We start from the raw sequence: 16,225 nt of genomic DNA, 5'->3' as shown, positions 1-16,225 counted from the left end.
ACGCTATTTGCCGCGCGCGGGCGTCGCTTCTCGATTCCTGATCGGTCTGGTCACCTGTTTGACGACGCACCCGGGCAGCCCCTCGGCCTGCGCCTGCTCGGCGGTCAGCTTGCGGTACGCGCTGGGCGACATGCCCACCAGCTCGGAGAACCGGGTGCTGAACGTGCCCAGCGACGAGCAGCCGACCTCGAAGCAGACATCGGTGACAGACAGGTCGCCCCGGCGCAGCAGGGCCATGGCGCGCTCGATGCGGCGGGTCATCAGATAGCTGTACGGCGACTCGCCGAACGCGGCCCGGAACTCACGGCTCAGGTGGCCGGCCGACACGTTGACGCCGCGGGCCAGCGCCTCGACGTCCAGGGGTTGCGCGTAGTCACGGTCGATCCGGTCGCGGACGCGACGCAGCAGCCGCAGATCTTTGAGTCTTTGCTGCTGCTTCTCGAACGACGGAGGGGAATCCGCACCTCTCGCCATGTCTAACGTATAACACAGCACCGGTCTTGCCGCAAGACCCGGGTGACGGCGCAGAATCGCCGCGTGACCAGCGCTTTCGACGTACCCGAAGTCAAGTCCGACCCGGCCCTGATCGCCGACGACGAGAAGCATTTCGCGGCGATCGCGGCCAGTCTGGAACGGACCATCGCCGAGCTGAACGAGCGGCTGGAGGTCGAGCGCCGCGCGCCCGCGGGCAAGGGGCGCCAGGCCGTCGACCGCGACGACGCGGTGCGGCGGCTGACCAGCCGGCTGCGGGCGCTGCGGCGCTACAGCCTCGACATCTGCCTGGGCCGGATGGTGACCGCGGACGGCCCGGTCTACATCGGCCGGTTCGGGCTGACCGACAGCGACGGCGGGCGCCTGCTGGTCGACTGGCGGTCGCCGGCGGCCGAGCCGTTCTTCGGGGCGACCCACGCCAACCCGATGGGACTGGACAGCCGGCGGCGCTACCGCTGGACCGGCGGGCGGATCACCGACTACTGGGACGAGGTGTTCACGCCGGACGCGCTCGAGGGACACGCCGCGCTGGACGACCAGTCGGCCTTCATCGCCAGCCTGGGCAGCAATCGCTCGGCGCGGATGCGGGACGTGCTGGGCACCATCCAGGCCGATCAGGACGCGATCATCCGGGCCGGGTCGGACGGCGCGCTCGTGGTGGATGGTGGGCCGGGCACCGGCAAGACCGTGGTGGCATTACACCGTACGGCGTATCTGCTCTATTCCAACCCGAGGCACGTGCTCTTCGTCGGGCCGCACGAACCCTATCTGGCGTACGTGTCGGACGTGCTGCCCAGCCTGGGCGAGGACGAGGTGCAGACGTGCACGCTGCGCGATCTCGTGCCCGTTTCCGTTGCGGCGCAGGACGATCCAGAAGCGGCGCGGCTGAAGTCCACAGTGGCCGCAGTGAAGATGATCGAGGCTGCGGTCGAGTTCTACGAGGAGCCGCCGGCCAAGGGGATGCTCGTCGAGACCGATGACGACGAGATCCGGCTGACCGCGGGCGACTGGGCCGAGGCGTTCGAGGCGCCTGGGCCGGGCACGCCGCACAACGAGGGCCGCGAGGAGGCGTGGGAAGAGCTGCTGACGATCCTGCAGGTCAAGTACGACGGGGACGAGCCGTCGGATCTGGTGCGCGCGTTGCGGCGCAACCGTGAGCTGGCCACCGCCTTCAACCGCGCGTGGCCGGTGCTCGACCCGCTCGACGTAGTCGCCGATCTGTGGTCGGTGCCGGCGTACCTCCGCAAGTGCGCGCCCTGGCTGAGCGCCGACGAAATCAAAACATTGCGGCGTACGGATCCCCGCGCATGGACCGTGTCGGACCTCCCCTTGCTGGACGCGGCCCGGCAGCGCGTCGGCGACCCCGGGACGTCGCGGCTGCGCCGGCAGCAGGAATCGGCCGTGGCCGCTCAGAAGGCCGGCATGTCCCGGGTGCTCGACGACCTGGTGGCCTCGCGCGAGTACGACGACGGCGAGGGCCTGATGTGGATGCTGGTGCAGCAGGACCTGAAGGACGTGCTGGTCGACGACGCGGCCGTGCCGGCGGCCGACCCGGATCGGCTGGCCGGGCCGTTCGCGCACATCGTGGTGGACGAGGCCCAGGAACTGACCGACGCCGAGTGGCAGATGCTGCTGCTGCGCTGCCCGTCCCGCAGCTTCACGATCGTGGGCGACAGGGCGCAGGCCCGGCACGGCTTCACCGAGTCGTGGGCGGCGCGCCTGGCCCGGGTGGGGATCGAGCGGGTCACCCAGACGTCGCTGACGATCAATTACCGTACGCCGGTCGAGGTGATGGACGCGGCGGCGCCGGTGATCCGGGCCGAGCTGCCGGACGCCAACGTGCCTGTCTCCATCCGCACCGGGGGAGTGCCGGTGCGCTACGGCTACACCGCGGAACTGACGTCGATCGTGGACGGATGGCTGGCCGAGCACGCCGAGGGAATCGCTTGTGTCATCGGCGATCCGTCGTTCGCGGGCTCCGCGCGAGTGCGGTCGCTGACCCCCGTACTGGCCAAGGGTCTGGAATTCGACCTGGTCGTGCTGGTCGATCCGGAACGCTACGGCACGGGCATCGAGGGGGCGGTCGACCGGTACGTCGCGATGACCCGAGCGACGCAGCAGCTGGTCGTCCTCAGGTCGTCCAGTCCGGACTCGACGGTCCCGAGCCGGACCATGCCGGGCGCGGGAACGGACTGACCGATGTCGTCGTAGTAGATGCCGATGGACCCGCTGGGCGGCCAGTAGTAGATCGTGGCGATCTCGGGGTCGGTGACGAGGGTGGCGCCGGTGACGTCGATCGGGGCCGGCAGCCGGGCGATCTTGGCCTGGCCCATGCCGTCGCGCAGGGTCAGGCGCAGGGGGAGCATGGCCGCGAACTGGCGCGCGGACGGGGAGTTGTCCAGGAGGGCTTCGATCCGCACTTCCGGCCGTTTGTCGGCCGGCGGGCTGTCGGCCGGCGGGCTGTCGGCCGGCGGTCTTTCGGCCGGCGGGCTGAGAAGGGCGGCCAGCAGAACCGCCAGGATCGCGGTGATCCCGTTGTGGTGCGTGGTGGCGACGGGCATGGTTCGAGCAGACTCCGCGGGCCGGGCCGGAGAAAGTCACTGACGTTGGGTGTAATGACGGGGTATCCCTCAGTGCGGGCCGGCGGCCGTACGGTGGCGGCATGGACAACCGCGCCGAAGTCAGCGAGTTCCTGACCTCGCGGCGAGCCAGGATCACGCCCGAGCGGGCCGGGCTGCCGCAGATCGGGCAGCGCCGGGTGCCCGGGCTGCGGCGCAGCGAGGTGGCGGCGCTGGCCGGGGTCAGCGTCGAGTACTACGCCCGGCTCGAGCGCGGGGTTCTGGGCGGGGTGTCGGCGGGTGTGCTGGACGCGCTGGCCCGGGCGTTGCAGCTCGACGACGCGGAGCGGCGGCACCTGTTCCACCTGGCCAAGGTCGTGGACCGGCCCCGGTTCTCCTCGCCGGTGGTGCGGCCCGGCGTGCAGTGGGTGCTCGACGCGGTCACCACCCGGCCGGCCATCGTGGGGAACAACCGGTCCGACCTGCTCGCCACCAACCTGCTCGGGCGGGCCCTGTACGACGACGTGTACGCCGACCCGTCGGCCCGGCCCAACCTGGCCCGGTTCTGCTTCCTCGACGCGGCGGCGCACCGGCTCTTCCCCGACTGGGAGCACACCGCCGACGTGACGGTGGCCAACCTGCGGACGGCGGCCGGCCAGGACCCGCACGACAAGGCGCTGCACGACCTGGTCGGCGAACTGTCCACCCGAAGCGACGACTTCCGGCGCCGGTGGGGTTCACACAACGTGCGCACGCACGCGGGCGGCACCAAGCACTACCACCACCACGCCGTCGGCGCTCTGGAGCTGGCCTACGAAACCATGGACCTGCGCAGCGAACCCGGCCTCAGCATGACGATCTTCGCCGCCGAGCCCGCTTCCCCCTCCGCCGAGGCACTGGCCCTGCTGGCCACGTGGGCCGCCACCGAACTCAAGCCCCCGAGCCGAACCTGACCGCCGTCGAGGTGGCGGTGGTCGTCGATAGCCTGGCCGGCATGGCCATTGCTCGCTTGCCGCTGTTCGCTGTCGACTGTCCTGATCCGGCCGCGCTGGCCAGGTTCTACGGCGCGATGCTGGACTGGAAGATCGACATTGTCTCCGCCGACCGGGCCGCGGTCTGCCCGGAGGAGGGTCAGTGCATCGTCTTTCACCGGGTGGCCGACTATGTGGCGCCGACCTGGCCGCATCCGGCAACGCCCAAGCAGATGCACATCGACATGCTCGTCGACGACCTCGACGCCGCCGAGGCGGCAGTTGTTGATCTCGGTGCGACCCGACATCCGGATCAGCCCGGCCCGTCCTACCGCGTCTTCCTGGATCCCGCCGGTCACCCCTTCTGCCTCTGTCTGGAGTGATCGGAAACGAACGCTCACCGGCTAATGATCGGCGCCGGGGCGGTGCACTTCGTGAAGAGGAGGCTTTTCGCGGCGGGGGACGGGCCCTGGCAGGTCTGCCGGGTGATCTGCTGGGGGCCGAAGCCGTCCTGGCGGGTGTCGGTGATGACCTCGGTGCGGCCGTCGGCGCCGGCGGTGTAGGTGACCGGGATCGGGTCGCCCTCGACGGTGGGGCTGGTGACCTTGAGCCGGGCCGGGTGGCCGGCTGAGGCGGCGTCGATGAAGCAGCGGGCCGCGCTGCCGGGCAGGGTGTCGGCCTGGCCGAGCGTGAAGGTGCCGCAGTCGAGCCGGGCCGGGACGCCCTGGCCGGGGCTGAGCGTGGTGCTCGGGCCGCTGCGGTCGGCCGCGGATGGACGCGGGCTGAGCAGCGGGTCGACCGGCGGCGCGGTGGACGTGATCGGCGCGGTGGCGGGACCGGCTTCGTTCGGTCCGGCGCCTGGGGCCTGGGCACAAGCGGCGAGTGCGATGGTCAGCGACAACGGCATCGCCATGGCCGGCCACGGTCGCTTGACCGTGCGCGCTGCGCTCATGGTTCACCCTTCCGAATCGTGGAGTCGGGTGGTTGGACGTGCCGCTCGCGCGACTGGTTGCCTCGATCGCCGATTCTCGCCTCGCGGGCGGGGCGGCGGCTCCGGGTGGGTTGATCTCGGTCTTGGAAATGTCTTCGTCACACCGTTGACATGTGTGCGGGGCGGAGCCTAGCGTCCTGTCAAAGTCCCGCGTCGAAGCGCTTCGACAGGCTTTTGGTCGAAGGGCTTCGACGGACCCCTCCCGGAGGACGAAACTGACATGATTCTTTTCCGAGCTGGTCTTTCGGCCGGTGCCCTCTTGCTTGCCACCTCCCTCGGCCTCGCTGCCTGCGGCGGCGGCAGCGATGACAGCTCCTCGACTGAGGGGGCCGATGCCAAGACGCTGACCCTCTGGCACTACGAGGGCCCGAACAGCGCCATGGGCATCGCCTGGAACAAGGCCATCGAGGAGTTCAAGACGGCCCACCCGGGCGTCGAGGTCAAGTTCGAGGAGAAGGGCTTCGAGCAGATCCAGCAGAACGCCCAGATGATCCTGAACTCCGACAGCGCGCCGGACATCATGGAGTACAACAAGGGCAACGCCACCGCCGGCCTGCTGTCGAAGCAGGGGCTGCTCACCGACCTCACCGAGGAGTCGGGCAAGCGCGGCTGGGACAAGGCGCTCAACTCGAGCCTGCAGACCACCACCAAGTACGACGACGACGGCATCATGGGCTCGGGCAAGACGTACGGCGTCCCGAACTACGCCGAGTACGTCGAGGTCTACTACAACAAAGACCTGTTCAAGAAGTACAACCTGCAGGTGCCGACCACGCTCGACGAGTTCACCAAGGTGATGGACACGTTCGTGCAGAACAAGGTCACCCCGCTCGCGGTCGGCGGCGCCGAGTACCCGGCCCAGCAGATCCTCTACACGCTCGCCCTGAGCAAGGCCGACCGGGCCTGGGTCGACGACTACCAGCTCTACAAGAACAAGGTCGACTTCAAGGGCCCGCAGCTCACCTATGGCGCCCAGACCTTCAAGGAGTGGGTCGACAAGGGCTACATCGCCAAGAACTCGGCCGGCATCAAGGCCGAGGACATGGGCGTCTCGTTCTCGCAGGGCAAGTTCCCGATCATGATCTCGGGCTCGTGGTGGTACGGCCGCTTCGTCAACGAGATCAAGAACTTCGAGTGGGGCACGTTCCTGTTCCCGGGCAACAAGCTGCACCCCGGCTCCAGCGGCAACCTGTGGGTCGTACCGGAGAAGAGCAAGGCCAAGGCCCTGGCGTACGACTTCATCGACATCACCATGAAGCCGGAGATCCAGGCTCTGCTCGGCAACAACGGCGGTGTGCCGGTGGCCGCCGACACCGCGTCGATCACGGACCCGAAGAACAAGGAACTGATCGAGAACTTCAACAAGGTGTCCGGCGAGGACGGTCTCGCGTTCTACCCGGACTGGCCGGCCCCCGGCTACTACGACGTGCTCGTGGCCGGCGTGCAGGGCCTGATCAACGGCTCGAAGACGCCCGACGCGGTGCTCAGCGAGATCCAGAAGCCGTACGACGAGAACCTGGCCGACCTCGGCAAGTGACCCGGATGCCGGCGGGGGCGCGCAGCCTCCGCCGGCACACCGAAAGGGGCAAACATGAGGCGCAAGGGGTACTGGCCGTTCCTGATCCCGGGTGTCCTGGCCAGCGTCCTGGTGATCGTCGTGCCGCTGGTGATGACCGTCTACACGAGCTTCACCAAGTGGAACGGCGTGGGCGAGCAGCGCTGGATCGGTTTCGACAACTACACCCGGCTGTTCGAGGACTCGCTGTTCTGGGGCTCGTTCACCAACATCCTGCTGCTCATCCTGGCCATGGCCGTGGTGCCGACGCTGCTCGGGCTGTTCCTGGCCGCGGTGCTGTTCGACTACGTGGCCAAGAAATTCAGCAACCGCTGGGCGTCGCTTTTACGGTCCGGTTTCTATCTGCCGCAGATCATCCCGGTCGCGGTGACCGGCATCGTCTGGGGCTGGATCCTGCACCCCGAGTACGGGGCGCTCAACCAGATCCTGGAGTCGATCGGGCTGGGGTCGCTGGCCCACAACTGGCTCGGCGAGCCGGGTTCGGCGCTGTACAGCGTCATGGGCATCATGATCTGGGTCCAGCTGGGCTATCCGATCGTCATGTTCATGGCCGGCCTGCAGCGGGTCGATCCCGAGCTGTACGAGGCGGCCGACCTGGACGGCGCGACCTGGTGGCAGCGCTTCCGCAAGATCACGGTGTACCTGATCCGGCCCGAGTTCTACGTGGTGCTGGTGACGACCACGATCGCGGCGCTGAAGATCTTCGGGCCGATCTTCGTGCTGACCGGCGGCGGGCCGAGCAACGCCACGCTCGTGCCGAGCTATTTCGCGTACAAGAACTTCTTCGAGAAGGCCCAGGTCGGGTACGGGTCGGCGATCTCCACGGTGCTCACGGTGCTGATCATCGCGTTGTCGATCGTGTTCCTGCGGCTGCAGAACCGCGCGGAGCGTAAAGCATGACTCTCACGGCGAATCGTCCATCAGCCACGAAAGACGCGCCCGCAAAGGCAGTGAAGCGGACAAATCCCGTACGGTTCGTGATCCTCGCGGCCCTGCTGGCCCTGCTTCTCATCGTGATCGCGCCACTGCTGATCATCACCATCAATGCGGTCAAGAGCCCGGCCGACTACGCCAGCGGCGGCCCGCTGTCGCTGCCGCCGCACCTGTACTGGGACGGCATCGTCGACTTCTGGAACCGGGTGAGCTTCGGCGAGAAACTGTGGAACAGCTTCATCACGAGCTTCACCGTGGCTGTTCTCGGCGTTCTGCTGTCGGTCCTCAACGCGTACGCGCTGGGAATCGGAAAGGTCAAGGGCCGGCTCTGGTTCCTGGTCTTCTTCCTGGTCGCCAACCTGCTGCCACAAGAGGTGCTGGTCTATCCGCTGTACTTCCTGTCCAAGGAAGTCGGCCTCTACGACAGTCTGATCTCGATCGTCATCATCTTCACGGTCATTCAGGCCGCTTTCGGTACGTACCTGCTGACCTCGGTCTATCAGGAGTTCCCGACCGAGCTGCTGGACGCCGCCGACGTGGACGGCGCCGGCAAGCTGCGCACCCTGTGGAACGTCGTCGTGCCGGTCAGCCGCCCCACCCTGGGCGTGCTGTTCACGTTCTTCTTCATCTGGACGTGGAACGAGTTCTTCCTGCCGCTGGTCTTCCTGGTCTCGAACGAGAATCAGACCGTGCCGGTGGCCCTGGGCGTGCTGCAGGGCGACCGCCTGATGGACGTGACGATGACCAGCTCGTCCGGCCTGATCGGCATCCTGCCGGCCCTGCTGTTCTTCCTGATCTTCCAGCGCACGCTCACCCGCGGCATCACCGCCGGCGCCATCAAGTAAAGGACCCCCATGAAGTTCACCGACGGGTACTGGCTCAAGCGCAAGGGCTTCTCCGTCCTGCACCCGGCGCAGCTGCGGGACAGTCAGGCGGACGAGAAGACGCTGACCGCGTGGGCCACGACCAAGCCGGTCCGCAGCCGCTCGGACACCCTCGACACCCCGCTGATCACGATCAAGCTGTCGGCGCCGGCGCCGGACGTCGTCCGCGTGACGCTGGGTCACTTCCTGGGCGGCGTGCCCAAGGGCCCGAATTTTGCGATCACCGAGGAGGACCACGAGGTTCAGGTGGAGGCCGAGGAGCTGACGTCGGGCCGGTTGACCGCGCGCTTCCGAGCCTCCAAGGCGGCTTCGCCGCAAAACCCGGGCAAGGGGGAGGGCGAGCAGTGGGGTCTCGACTTCATCGCCGAGGGTAAGCGGCTCACCGGCACGGGCTGGCGTGGCATGGGCATCGTCGACAGCGCGGACGGTGAGCACTTCGTGCACGAGCAGCTCGATCTGGGTGTCGGCGAGGCCGTGTACGGGCTCGGCGAGCGTTTCGGCCCGTACGTGAAAAACGGCCAGAGCGTGGACATCTGGAACGAGGACGGCGGCACCAGCAGCGAGCTGGCCTACAAGAACGTGCCGTTCTATCTGACCAACCGCGGGTACGGCGTCCTGGTCGACCACCCGGGCAAGGTCTCGTTCGAGGTGGCCAGCGAGATGGTGTCGCGCACCCAGTTCAGCGTGGCCGGCCAGACGCTGTCGTACCTGGTGATCTACGGGCCGACGCCGGCCGACATCCTGCGCAAGTACACGGCGCTGACCGGTCGTCCGGCCCTGCCGCCGGCCTGGTCCTTCGGGCTCTGGCTGACAACTTCCTTCACTACGCCGTACGACGAAGAGACCGTCACGTCTTTTGTCGACGGCATGGCGGAGCGGGACCTGCCGCTGAGCGTTTTCCACTTCGACACGTTCTGGATGCGCGAGTTCCACTGGTGCGACTTCGAGTGGGACCCGGCGATCTTCCCCGACCCGCCGGGCATGTTGAAGCGCCTCCACGACCGGGGCCTGCGCACCTGCCTGTGGATCAACCCGTACATCGCGCAGCGGTCGGCGATGTTCGACGAGGGCCTGGCCAACGGCTTCCTGGTGCGGAAGGCGAACGGCGACGTCTGGCAGTGGGACAAGTGGCAGGCCGGCATGGCGCTGGTCGACTTCACCAACCCGGCCGCGCGCGAGTGGTACGCGGCCAAGCTCGCGGCGCTGGTCGAGATGGGCGTGGACGCGTTCAAGTCGGACTTCGGCGAGCGGGTGCCGACCGACGTGGTGTGGCACGACGGCTCCGACCCCGAGCGCATGCACAACTACTACACGCAGTTGTACAACCAGGTTGTGTATGACGTTCTCGTCGAGGCCAAGGGGGAGGGCGAGGCGGTTCTGTTCGCGCGCTCGGCCACGGTCGGCGGGCAGCAGTTCCCGGTGCACTGGGGTGGCGACAACTCGGCCACCTACGAGTCGATGGCCGAGAGTCTGCGCGGCGGCCTGTCGCTGATGAGCTCGGGCTTCGGGTTCTGGAGCCACGACATCGGCGGCTTCGAGGGGCGGCCCGACCCGGCCGTGTTCAAGCGGTGGGTGGCGTTCGGGCTGCTCTCGTCGCACAGCCGCCTGCACGGCAACCACTCGTACCGGGTGCCGTGGCTGTTCGACGAGGAGTCGGTGGAGGTGCTGCGGTCGTTCACGCACCTCAAGTACAGCCTCATGCCGTACCTGTGGGAAGCCGCACGGCAAGCCCATGAGCAGGGCCTGCCGGTGATGCGCCCGATGGTCCTCGGTTTCCCGGACGACCCGGCGGTCACCTACGTCGACCGGCAGTACCTGCTCGGCGGGGATCTGCTGGTGGCGCCGGTGTTCAGCGAGGGCGGCGAGGTCACCTACTACGTGCCGGCCGGGCGGTGGACGCACCTGGTGACGGGTGCGGTCGTCGAGGGGCCGGGCTGGGTGCACGAGACGCACGACTTCGGCAGTGTTCCGCTGCTGGTGCGGCCGGGCGCGGTGATCCCGGTCGGCAGCCGGACCGACCGGCCCGACTACGAGTACGCCGACGGGGTCACGCTGCGGGTGTTCGAGCCGGCCGAGGGCAGCACGGTGGTGCGGGTCGGCGACAGCACGTTCACGGTGACGCGCGACGGCACGGCGATCCGGGTCGACCGCGACGGTCCGTCGTTGCCGTGGCGGGTCGAGATCGTTGGCGGCCCGACGGCCGACCTGGCCGCCGGCGACGCTTCGTGGGTCGCCGGCTAGACGGCGGAGTGGGGCTCGCCACCCTGGTCAGCGGGCCCCACCCTTGTCTCGCGGCATAAGATCTTCAGATGAACCCGGAACTGGACCTGTTCGTCCCGGGTGTCGTCTTCCTCGACATCGTCTTCACCGGGCTCGAGGGCGTGCCCGAGCCCGGCACCGAGGTGTGGGCCTCGGGCATGGGCTCGTGCCCGGGCGGCATCGCCAACCTCGCCGTCGCCGCGTCCCGGCTCGGCCTGCGGACGGGGCTGGGCACGGCGCTGGCCACCGACGCGTACGGCGATTTCTGCGCCGACATCCTCTGCGGGCAGGAGAACATCAACCTGGACGCGTCCCGCCGGATCGAGGGGCACTCGCCGGTTACGGTCTCGCTCGCCTACGACCGGGACCGCAGCATGATCACGCACGGGCACCCGCTGCCGCTCAACGCGGACGGGCTGGTCGGCGAGCTGCCGGCCGCCCGCGCGGCGTCGGTCTCGCTGACTCGCGACCGGCTGCCGTGGGTGCGCCGGGCCAAAGAGGCGGGCACGCTGGTGTTCGCCGACGTGGGCTGGGACGCGAGCGCGGAATGGCCGGCCGAAGTGCTCGACATGCTCGAGGACTGCCACGCCTTCGTGCCCAACGCCGTCGAGGCGATGCAGTACACGCGGACCAGCACGCCGGCCGACGCCCTGGCCAAGCTGGCCGGGCTGGCCCCGGTCGTGGTGGTGACCTGCGGCGGCGACGGGGTGCTGGCCCACGACGCGCGCACCGGCGAGACCGTGCAGGTGCCCGCCGTACCGGTGCCGGCCCTTGACCCGACCGGCGCGGGGGACGTCTTCACGGCCGGGTTCATCCTGGGCAGCCTGCGGGAATGGCCGCTCGCGCAGAGCCTGGCCTTCGCCAACCTGATCGCGGCGTTGTCGGTGCAGCACTTCGGGGGGTCGCTGTCGGCCCCGGGCTGGGGCGACATCGCGGACTGGTGGCGCTCGGCCCGAACGTCGCCCCTGGCAGAACGGTACGGATTCTTGGACGACGTGATTCCGGGCGGGGAGCAGCGCACGGTGCGCCGCGCGACCGCCACCATCGCCCGGCTGTCGGATGCTCATGCCGAATAAGCGACTGGTCATCCTCGGCGGGGGTGGCTTCCGGGTGCCGCTGGTCTATGGCGCGTTGCTCGGCTCCTCGGTCATCGACGAGGTGGTGCTGCACGACGTCGACGCGGGGCGGCTGCACGCGATCGGGCGGGTGCTGCAAGCTCAATCTTCCCTATCGTCGCGCGCGCCGAGTTCTTCGTCGCGCGCGTCGAGTTCTTCTCCGCGCGCGCCGAGAATCGAGGCGACGACCGACCTGACCGAGGCGCTGACCGGGGCGGACTTCGTGTTCAGCGCCATCCGGGTGCACGGGCTCGAGGGGCGCGTGATCGACGAACGGGTCGCCCTCGACGAAGGCGTGCTGGGGCAAGAGACGGTGGGTGCGGGCGGTATCGCGTACGGGCTGCGGACCGTGCCCGTCGCCCGGGCCATCGCCCGCCGGATCAGCCTGGTCGCGCCGGACGCCTGGGTCATCAACTTCACCAACCCGGCCGGCCTGGTGACCGAGGCGATGTCGGCCTTCCTGGGCGACCGGGTGATCGGCATCTGCGACTCGCCGTCGGCCCTGGCCCGGCGGGTGGTGCGGGCGCTGGGCGTTCCGCAGGCTTCGATTTCGTACGCCGGGCTGAACCACCTGGGCTGGCTGACCGCCGCGCGGGTGGGGGAGCAGGACCTGCTGCCCGGGCTGCTCGAGTCGCCGACCGTCGAGTCCTTCGAGGAGGGGCGCCGGTTCGGGGCCCCACTGCTGCGCTCGCTGGGCGCCGTGCCGAACGAATACCTGCACTATTACTACGACACCGAGGCGCTGGTGCGGGCGTCGCTCGCGGCCGACGAGACCCGAGGCGAGTTCCTGCTGCGCCAGCAACGCTCGTGCTACGCCGAGCTGACCGCGACCGAGGGAAACGCGTTCGAGGCGTGGGACGCGGTGCGGCGTCAGCGCGACGCGACCTACATGGCGATGGAGGGCCTGGGCGAACGCGACGACGCCGAGGGCGGCGGCTACGAGGACGTCGCGCTGGCCCTGATGATGGCGATCGCCCGGGACGAACGGCAAGAGCTCATCCTGAACGTGCGCAACCGAGGGACCCTCCCCGAACTCGACGACGACGCGGTGGTCGAGGTCCCGTGCGTGGTCGACGGCTCGGGCGCGCGGCCGCTGCCGTCGTCCGGCCTGCCGGCGCATGGCGTCGACCTGGTGCGCCGGATCAAGGCCACGGATCGCGGAGTGCTGACCGCAGCCTCTTCCGGTTCCCGGGCCGTCGCCGTGCGGGCGATGGCGGCCCACCCGCTGATCGACTCGGTGCCGGTCGCCCGCCGCCTGATCGCCGCGTACCAAGAGAAGCTGCCGGAGCTGGGCTACTTGAGCTGAACAGGCTTGTGGCGGTCGTGCGGTGGCATCATGTCTCCATGGGGCACGAAGATCGTCGATCGCGGGATTCCGAGGCTCGCCCGGCCCCGCCGGCGCCGGCGTCCGCTGATGCGGTGGTGCGCGCGCCGAAGGCCAGTCCGGTGCCGCCGTCTTCTGATGCGGTGGTGCGGATGCCGAAGGCCCGCCCGGTTCGTCCGGTGCCTCCGTCTGCCGATGCGGTGGTGCGGATGCCGAAGGCCCGCCCGGTTCGTCCGGTGCCTCCGTCTGCCGATGCGGTCGTGCGGATGCCGAAGGTCCGCCCGGTTCGTCCAGAGCCGCCCTCCGCCGATGCGGTGGTGCGGCCTGTGGCGGACCACCGGCCGAAGCCGGCCGGTGGGGCGGCGGTTCCTTTGCGGCCGGCGGAAGTCGGCCCGCCCCAGCCTCGGGACGAACCGTCCGATCTGGTCGACCCGTTCACGCCGCGGCGCCGCTCGAACTTTCCGCCGCGACCCGAAACGCGGCCGGCCAGCGCCGATCAACCTCACGCGCGGAATGATCTGCCTCCGCCCGGACGCCGCGGTCAACCTCCGGCTTGAGGCTGTCGAGCTGCCCCGCGGCCGGAAGCTGGGTTATCCGAGCTGGGCCTTGCGGCGGCGGAAGGCTGCTGCCCGGGCCCGGTTCTGGCAGGTCAGGCAGCAGAAGCGGCGCTTGCCGGCGGGGGAGGCGTCCACGTAGACGTCGGCGCACTGGTCGTCGGCGCACAGGCCCAGGCGGCCGGGGTGGGCGGCCAAGTGGTGGCGTAAGGCCAGAGTGGCGGCGGCTCGTTTCGCCTGGGCCGGGTCGGTAATCGTCCAGGACTCCGACAAGTCGGGTGCCAGTTCGGGGCGTACACCTGTGACCTGCAACAAAGCGTTCAGCAACTCTGCCCTGGTGGCGGAGTCGGGCGTCGCGAAAATCGGGTGCAGCTCGTCGGCCAGCGTGGTCAGCTCGGCGCCGGGGTGAGGGGCGCGGCCGTCGACCCGGCACGGCTCGGTGCCCCACTCGTTGACCAGGACGACCACATCGGTGATGTCCATCGGTTCCACCCGCACGGGATCAGCGTAACGCAATGAGGCGGGTTTTCGCGTTGCGCTTGGTCCGCCGCGACCGTAACGTCATGAGGGTCTTCATCGCGTTACGTCTGGAGAGGGTGTGGAGTCATGCGTGCGACGGCCGGCGCACGGGAATGGATCGGGTTGGCGGTGCTCGCGCTGCCCTGTCTGCTGGTGTCGCTCGACGCCGAGGTGCTCAACATGGCCGCGCCCCAGCTGGCGGCCGACCTGCAGCCCAGCGCGGTGCAGCTTCTGTGGATCATGGACAGCTACGTCTTCGTCGTGGCCGGCTTCCTGATCGCGATGGGCGTGCTCGGCGACCGCATCGGACGCCGCCGCCTGCTGCTCGCCGGCTCCGGCGCTTTCGCCCTGTCATCCGTACTCGCGGCGTTCGCCACCAGCCCGGAACTGCTGATCGCGGCTCGCGTGCTGATGGGTCTGGCCGGCGCGTCGTTGATGCCGTCGACGCTGGCGCTGATCCGGGCCATGTTCGCCGACGCGCGGCAGCGGGGGATCGCGCTCGGCGTCTGGAGCGCGTCGTTCTCGCTGGGCGGTCTGGCCGCGCCGCTGATCGGCGGCGTCATGCTCGAACACTTCTGGTGGGGCTCGGTCTTTCTGCTGGCCGTGCCCGCGACCCTGCTGCTGGTGGTGCTCGGCCCGGCCCTGCTGCCCGAGGCCCGCGACAGCTCGGCCCGCGGCTTCGACCTCGGCGGGGCGGTGCTCAGCCTGGCCGGGGTACTGATTCTTGTGTACGGGATCAAGCGCCTCGCCGCCGAGGGCTGGGATGCCGTGCCGTTGCTGGCGGTCGTGCTGGCCGGAGTCGTCCTGGCGCTGTTCCTGCGCCGCCAGCGGACGATCGCCAACCCGCTCCTCGACCTCACCATGTTCCGCGACGGCCGGGTGCGGGTCGCGCTGGTCGCCAATGCGCTGTCATTCTTCGTCCTGTACGGAACGCAACTGGCGATCGTGCAGTACCTACAGATCGTGCTCGACTTGTCGCCACTGCAGGGCGGGCTCTGGGCACTGCCGTCGGTGGGCGCATTCCTGCTGGCGTCGCTGGTCGGGCCGATGCTCGTGCGCTGGTTCCCGGCCGGCCGCGTGGTCGCCGTCGGCGCGGTCGTGATGGCTGCGGGTCATGGGTTGATGGCTTTCACACCGTACGGAGGTGGTCTGCCCGCGCTGGTGGCGGGCATGGTCATCGGCGGGCTGGGCCTCGCGCCGGTCTACACGCTCACCACCGACCTGGTGGTTTCCTCCGTACGGTCGTCGCGCGCCGGCATGGCCGCGGCCGTCACCGAGACGGGCGCCGAACTGGGCGGGGCCATCGGTATCGCGGTCCTGGGTTCAGTGGTCGTGGCCGCCTACCGCAACGGCATGGCCGGAGTGCCGGGTCTGCCGGCGGACGGCACGCTGATGGACGCGGCCGCGGCCGGCTCGGCCGTGGCGCAGCGAGCCGATGACGCGTACGGTTTCGCCTTCGCCCTGCTGATGCTGGTGGCCGCCGCGCTGGTGGCCGTGGCCGCGGTGCTGGCATTCCGGGTGCTGTGGCCCACCTTGCGAGGAGCCGATGCGATTGCCGCCGATCCGTCCGATATGGTCGTGCCGGTTTTGTCGCCCAGGCCGGCCCAAGAGTCCGAGCGACTGACAACGCCATCCGGTCGCCGAGAGTGACGATTGTCGCTGCCTGTTCACCCCCGTGTGACCTCGCCGGGGCCGAACTGCGATAGGCTCCATCTCCTACCGGCAAAATAGATTTTAGAGGAGGTGGGAGCGATGACCACAGCCGCGAACAGCGCCAACCCAACCGGCACCCGGCATCTCGCACTGGAGGACGCCGCCGCCTGCCCCCTGCCGGCACGGACCCGCTCAGGTGCGGCAACCGGGCGGCCCGACTCACCGGATGCGGCCCCGCGTCCGGGCTCTTCCGCCGCGCGCGGGGGATCGGCCGCTGCGGGTGCACGGGTCGGTTCGTCGGCCGTGACCACGCGGACGGGTTCGGGTGTTTCGACCGGACCGGCCGGTTCGCTGGCTGTGGCTGCGCGGGCCGTTTCGGGCGCTTCGATCGGGCTG

The 16,225-nt window shown here is 69.4% G+C and carries 12 protein-coding genes and 2 pseudogenes; 10 read left to right on the top strand and 4 right to left on the bottom strand.

Annotation, left to right across the window (positions count from 1 at the left end; genetic code table 11):
* Positions 1-3: 3 nt before the first annotated feature.
* Positions 4-474, bottom strand: a complete 471-nt coding sequence (locus tag OWR29_RS46970) for a helix-turn-helix transcriptional regulator (protein ID WP_267570210.1) — start codon at positions 472-474, stop codon at positions 4-6.
* A 63-nt stretch (positions 475-537) separates the two neighbouring features.
* Between OWR29_RS46970 and helR the strand changes: the two genes are divergently transcribed.
* Positions 538-2,688 carry an RNA polymerase recycling motor ATPase HelR gene (gene helR / locus OWR29_RS46965; protein ID WP_267570209.1) on the top strand — a complete coding sequence of 717 codons (2,151 nt, stop codon included), beginning with the start codon at positions 538-540 and terminating at the stop codon, positions 2,686-2,688.
* Positions 2,689-2,690: 2 nt separating this feature from the next.
* Here helR and OWR29_RS46960 read toward each other — a convergent pair.
* Positions 2,691-2,858 (bottom strand): annotated as a pseudogene (locus OWR29_RS46960) (cyclophilin-like fold protein); the annotation flags it as partial.
* Positions 2,859-3,154: 296 nt separating this feature from the next.
* Between OWR29_RS46960 and OWR29_RS46955 the strand changes: the two are divergent.
* Positions 3,155-4,003, top strand: coding sequence for a helix-turn-helix transcriptional regulator (locus OWR29_RS46955; protein WP_267570208.1), 849 nt, complete (start codon positions 3,155-3,157; stop codon positions 4,001-4,003).
* Between the two features lie 11 nt (positions 4,004-4,014).
* Positions 4,015-4,404: a VOC family protein gene (locus OWR29_RS46950; protein ID WP_267570207.1), complete on the top strand. Its 390-nt coding sequence runs from the start codon at positions 4,015-4,017 to the stop codon at positions 4,402-4,404.
* Between the two features lie 14 nt (positions 4,405-4,418).
* On the opposite strand, the gene OWR29_RS46945 is transcribed toward OWR29_RS46950, so the two are convergent.
* The gene (locus OWR29_RS46945) at positions 4,419-4,973 is read right to left on the bottom strand and encodes a hypothetical protein (protein WP_267570206.1); all 555 of its coding nucleotides are present in this window, start codon (positions 4,971-4,973) and stop codon (positions 4,419-4,421) included.
* A 259-nt stretch (positions 4,974-5,232) separates the two neighbouring features.
* Here OWR29_RS46945 and OWR29_RS46940 point away from each other — a divergent pair, with 259 nt between their 5' ends.
* The 6 genes from OWR29_RS46940 to OWR29_RS46915 all read left to right on the top strand — a co-directional run bounded on the left by OWR29_RS46940 (position 5,233) and on the right by OWR29_RS46915 (position 13,085).
* Positions 5,233-6,549, top strand: a complete 1,317-nt coding sequence (locus OWR29_RS46940) for an ABC transporter substrate-binding protein (protein ID WP_267570205.1) — start codon at positions 5,233-5,235, stop codon at positions 6,547-6,549.
* 54 nt (positions 6,550-6,603) lie between these two features.
* Positions 6,604-7,488, top strand: coding sequence for a carbohydrate ABC transporter permease (locus OWR29_RS46935; protein WP_267570204.1), 885 nt, complete (start codon positions 6,604-6,606; stop codon positions 7,486-7,488).
* 77 nt (positions 7,489-7,565) lie between these two features.
* The gene (locus OWR29_RS46930) at positions 7,566-8,366 is read left to right on the top strand and encodes a carbohydrate ABC transporter permease (RefSeq protein WP_267570203.1); all 801 of its coding nucleotides are present in this window, start codon (positions 7,566-7,568) and stop codon (positions 8,364-8,366) included.
* Positions 8,367-8,375: 9 nt separating this feature from the next.
* Positions 8,376-10,646, top strand: coding sequence for an alpha-xylosidase (gene yicI / locus OWR29_RS46925; RefSeq protein WP_267570202.1), 2,271 nt, complete (start codon positions 8,376-8,378; stop codon positions 10,644-10,646).
* Positions 10,647-10,714: 68 nt separating this feature from the next.
* A complete protein-coding gene (locus tag OWR29_RS46920; protein ID WP_267570201.1) occupies positions 10,715-11,740 on the top strand; it encodes a carbohydrate kinase family protein in 1,026 nt (341 codons plus the stop codon).
* Positions 11,730-13,085 (top strand): family 4 glycosyl hydrolase, encoded by a 1,356-nt coding sequence (locus tag OWR29_RS46915; protein ID WP_267570200.1) that lies wholly within the window; start codon positions 11,730-11,732, stop codon positions 13,083-13,085. The genes OWR29_RS46920 and OWR29_RS46915 overlap by 11 nt, the downstream gene beginning before the upstream one ends.
* Before the next feature lie 608 nt (positions 13,086-13,693).
* Here the strand turns inward: OWR29_RS46915 and OWR29_RS46910 are convergent.
* Positions 13,694-14,155 carry a CGNR zinc finger domain-containing protein gene (locus OWR29_RS46910; protein WP_267570199.1) on the bottom strand — a complete coding sequence of 154 codons (462 nt, stop codon included), beginning with the start codon at positions 14,153-14,155 and terminating at the stop codon, positions 13,694-13,696.
* A 108-nt stretch (positions 14,156-14,263) separates the two neighbouring features.
* Here OWR29_RS46910 and OWR29_RS46905 point away from each other — a divergent pair.
* Positions 14,264-15,670 (top strand): annotated as a pseudogene (locus OWR29_RS46905) (MFS transporter); the annotation flags it as partial.
* Positions 15,671-16,225: the final 555 nt, after the last annotated feature.

This window comes from Paractinoplanes pyxinae (assembly GCF_026626335.1).
Classification (GTDB): Bacteria; Actinomycetota; Actinomycetes; order Mycobacteriales; family Micromonosporaceae; genus Actinoplanes; species Actinoplanes pyxinae.
This window is presented reverse-complemented; position numbering and strand designations above follow the sequence as displayed.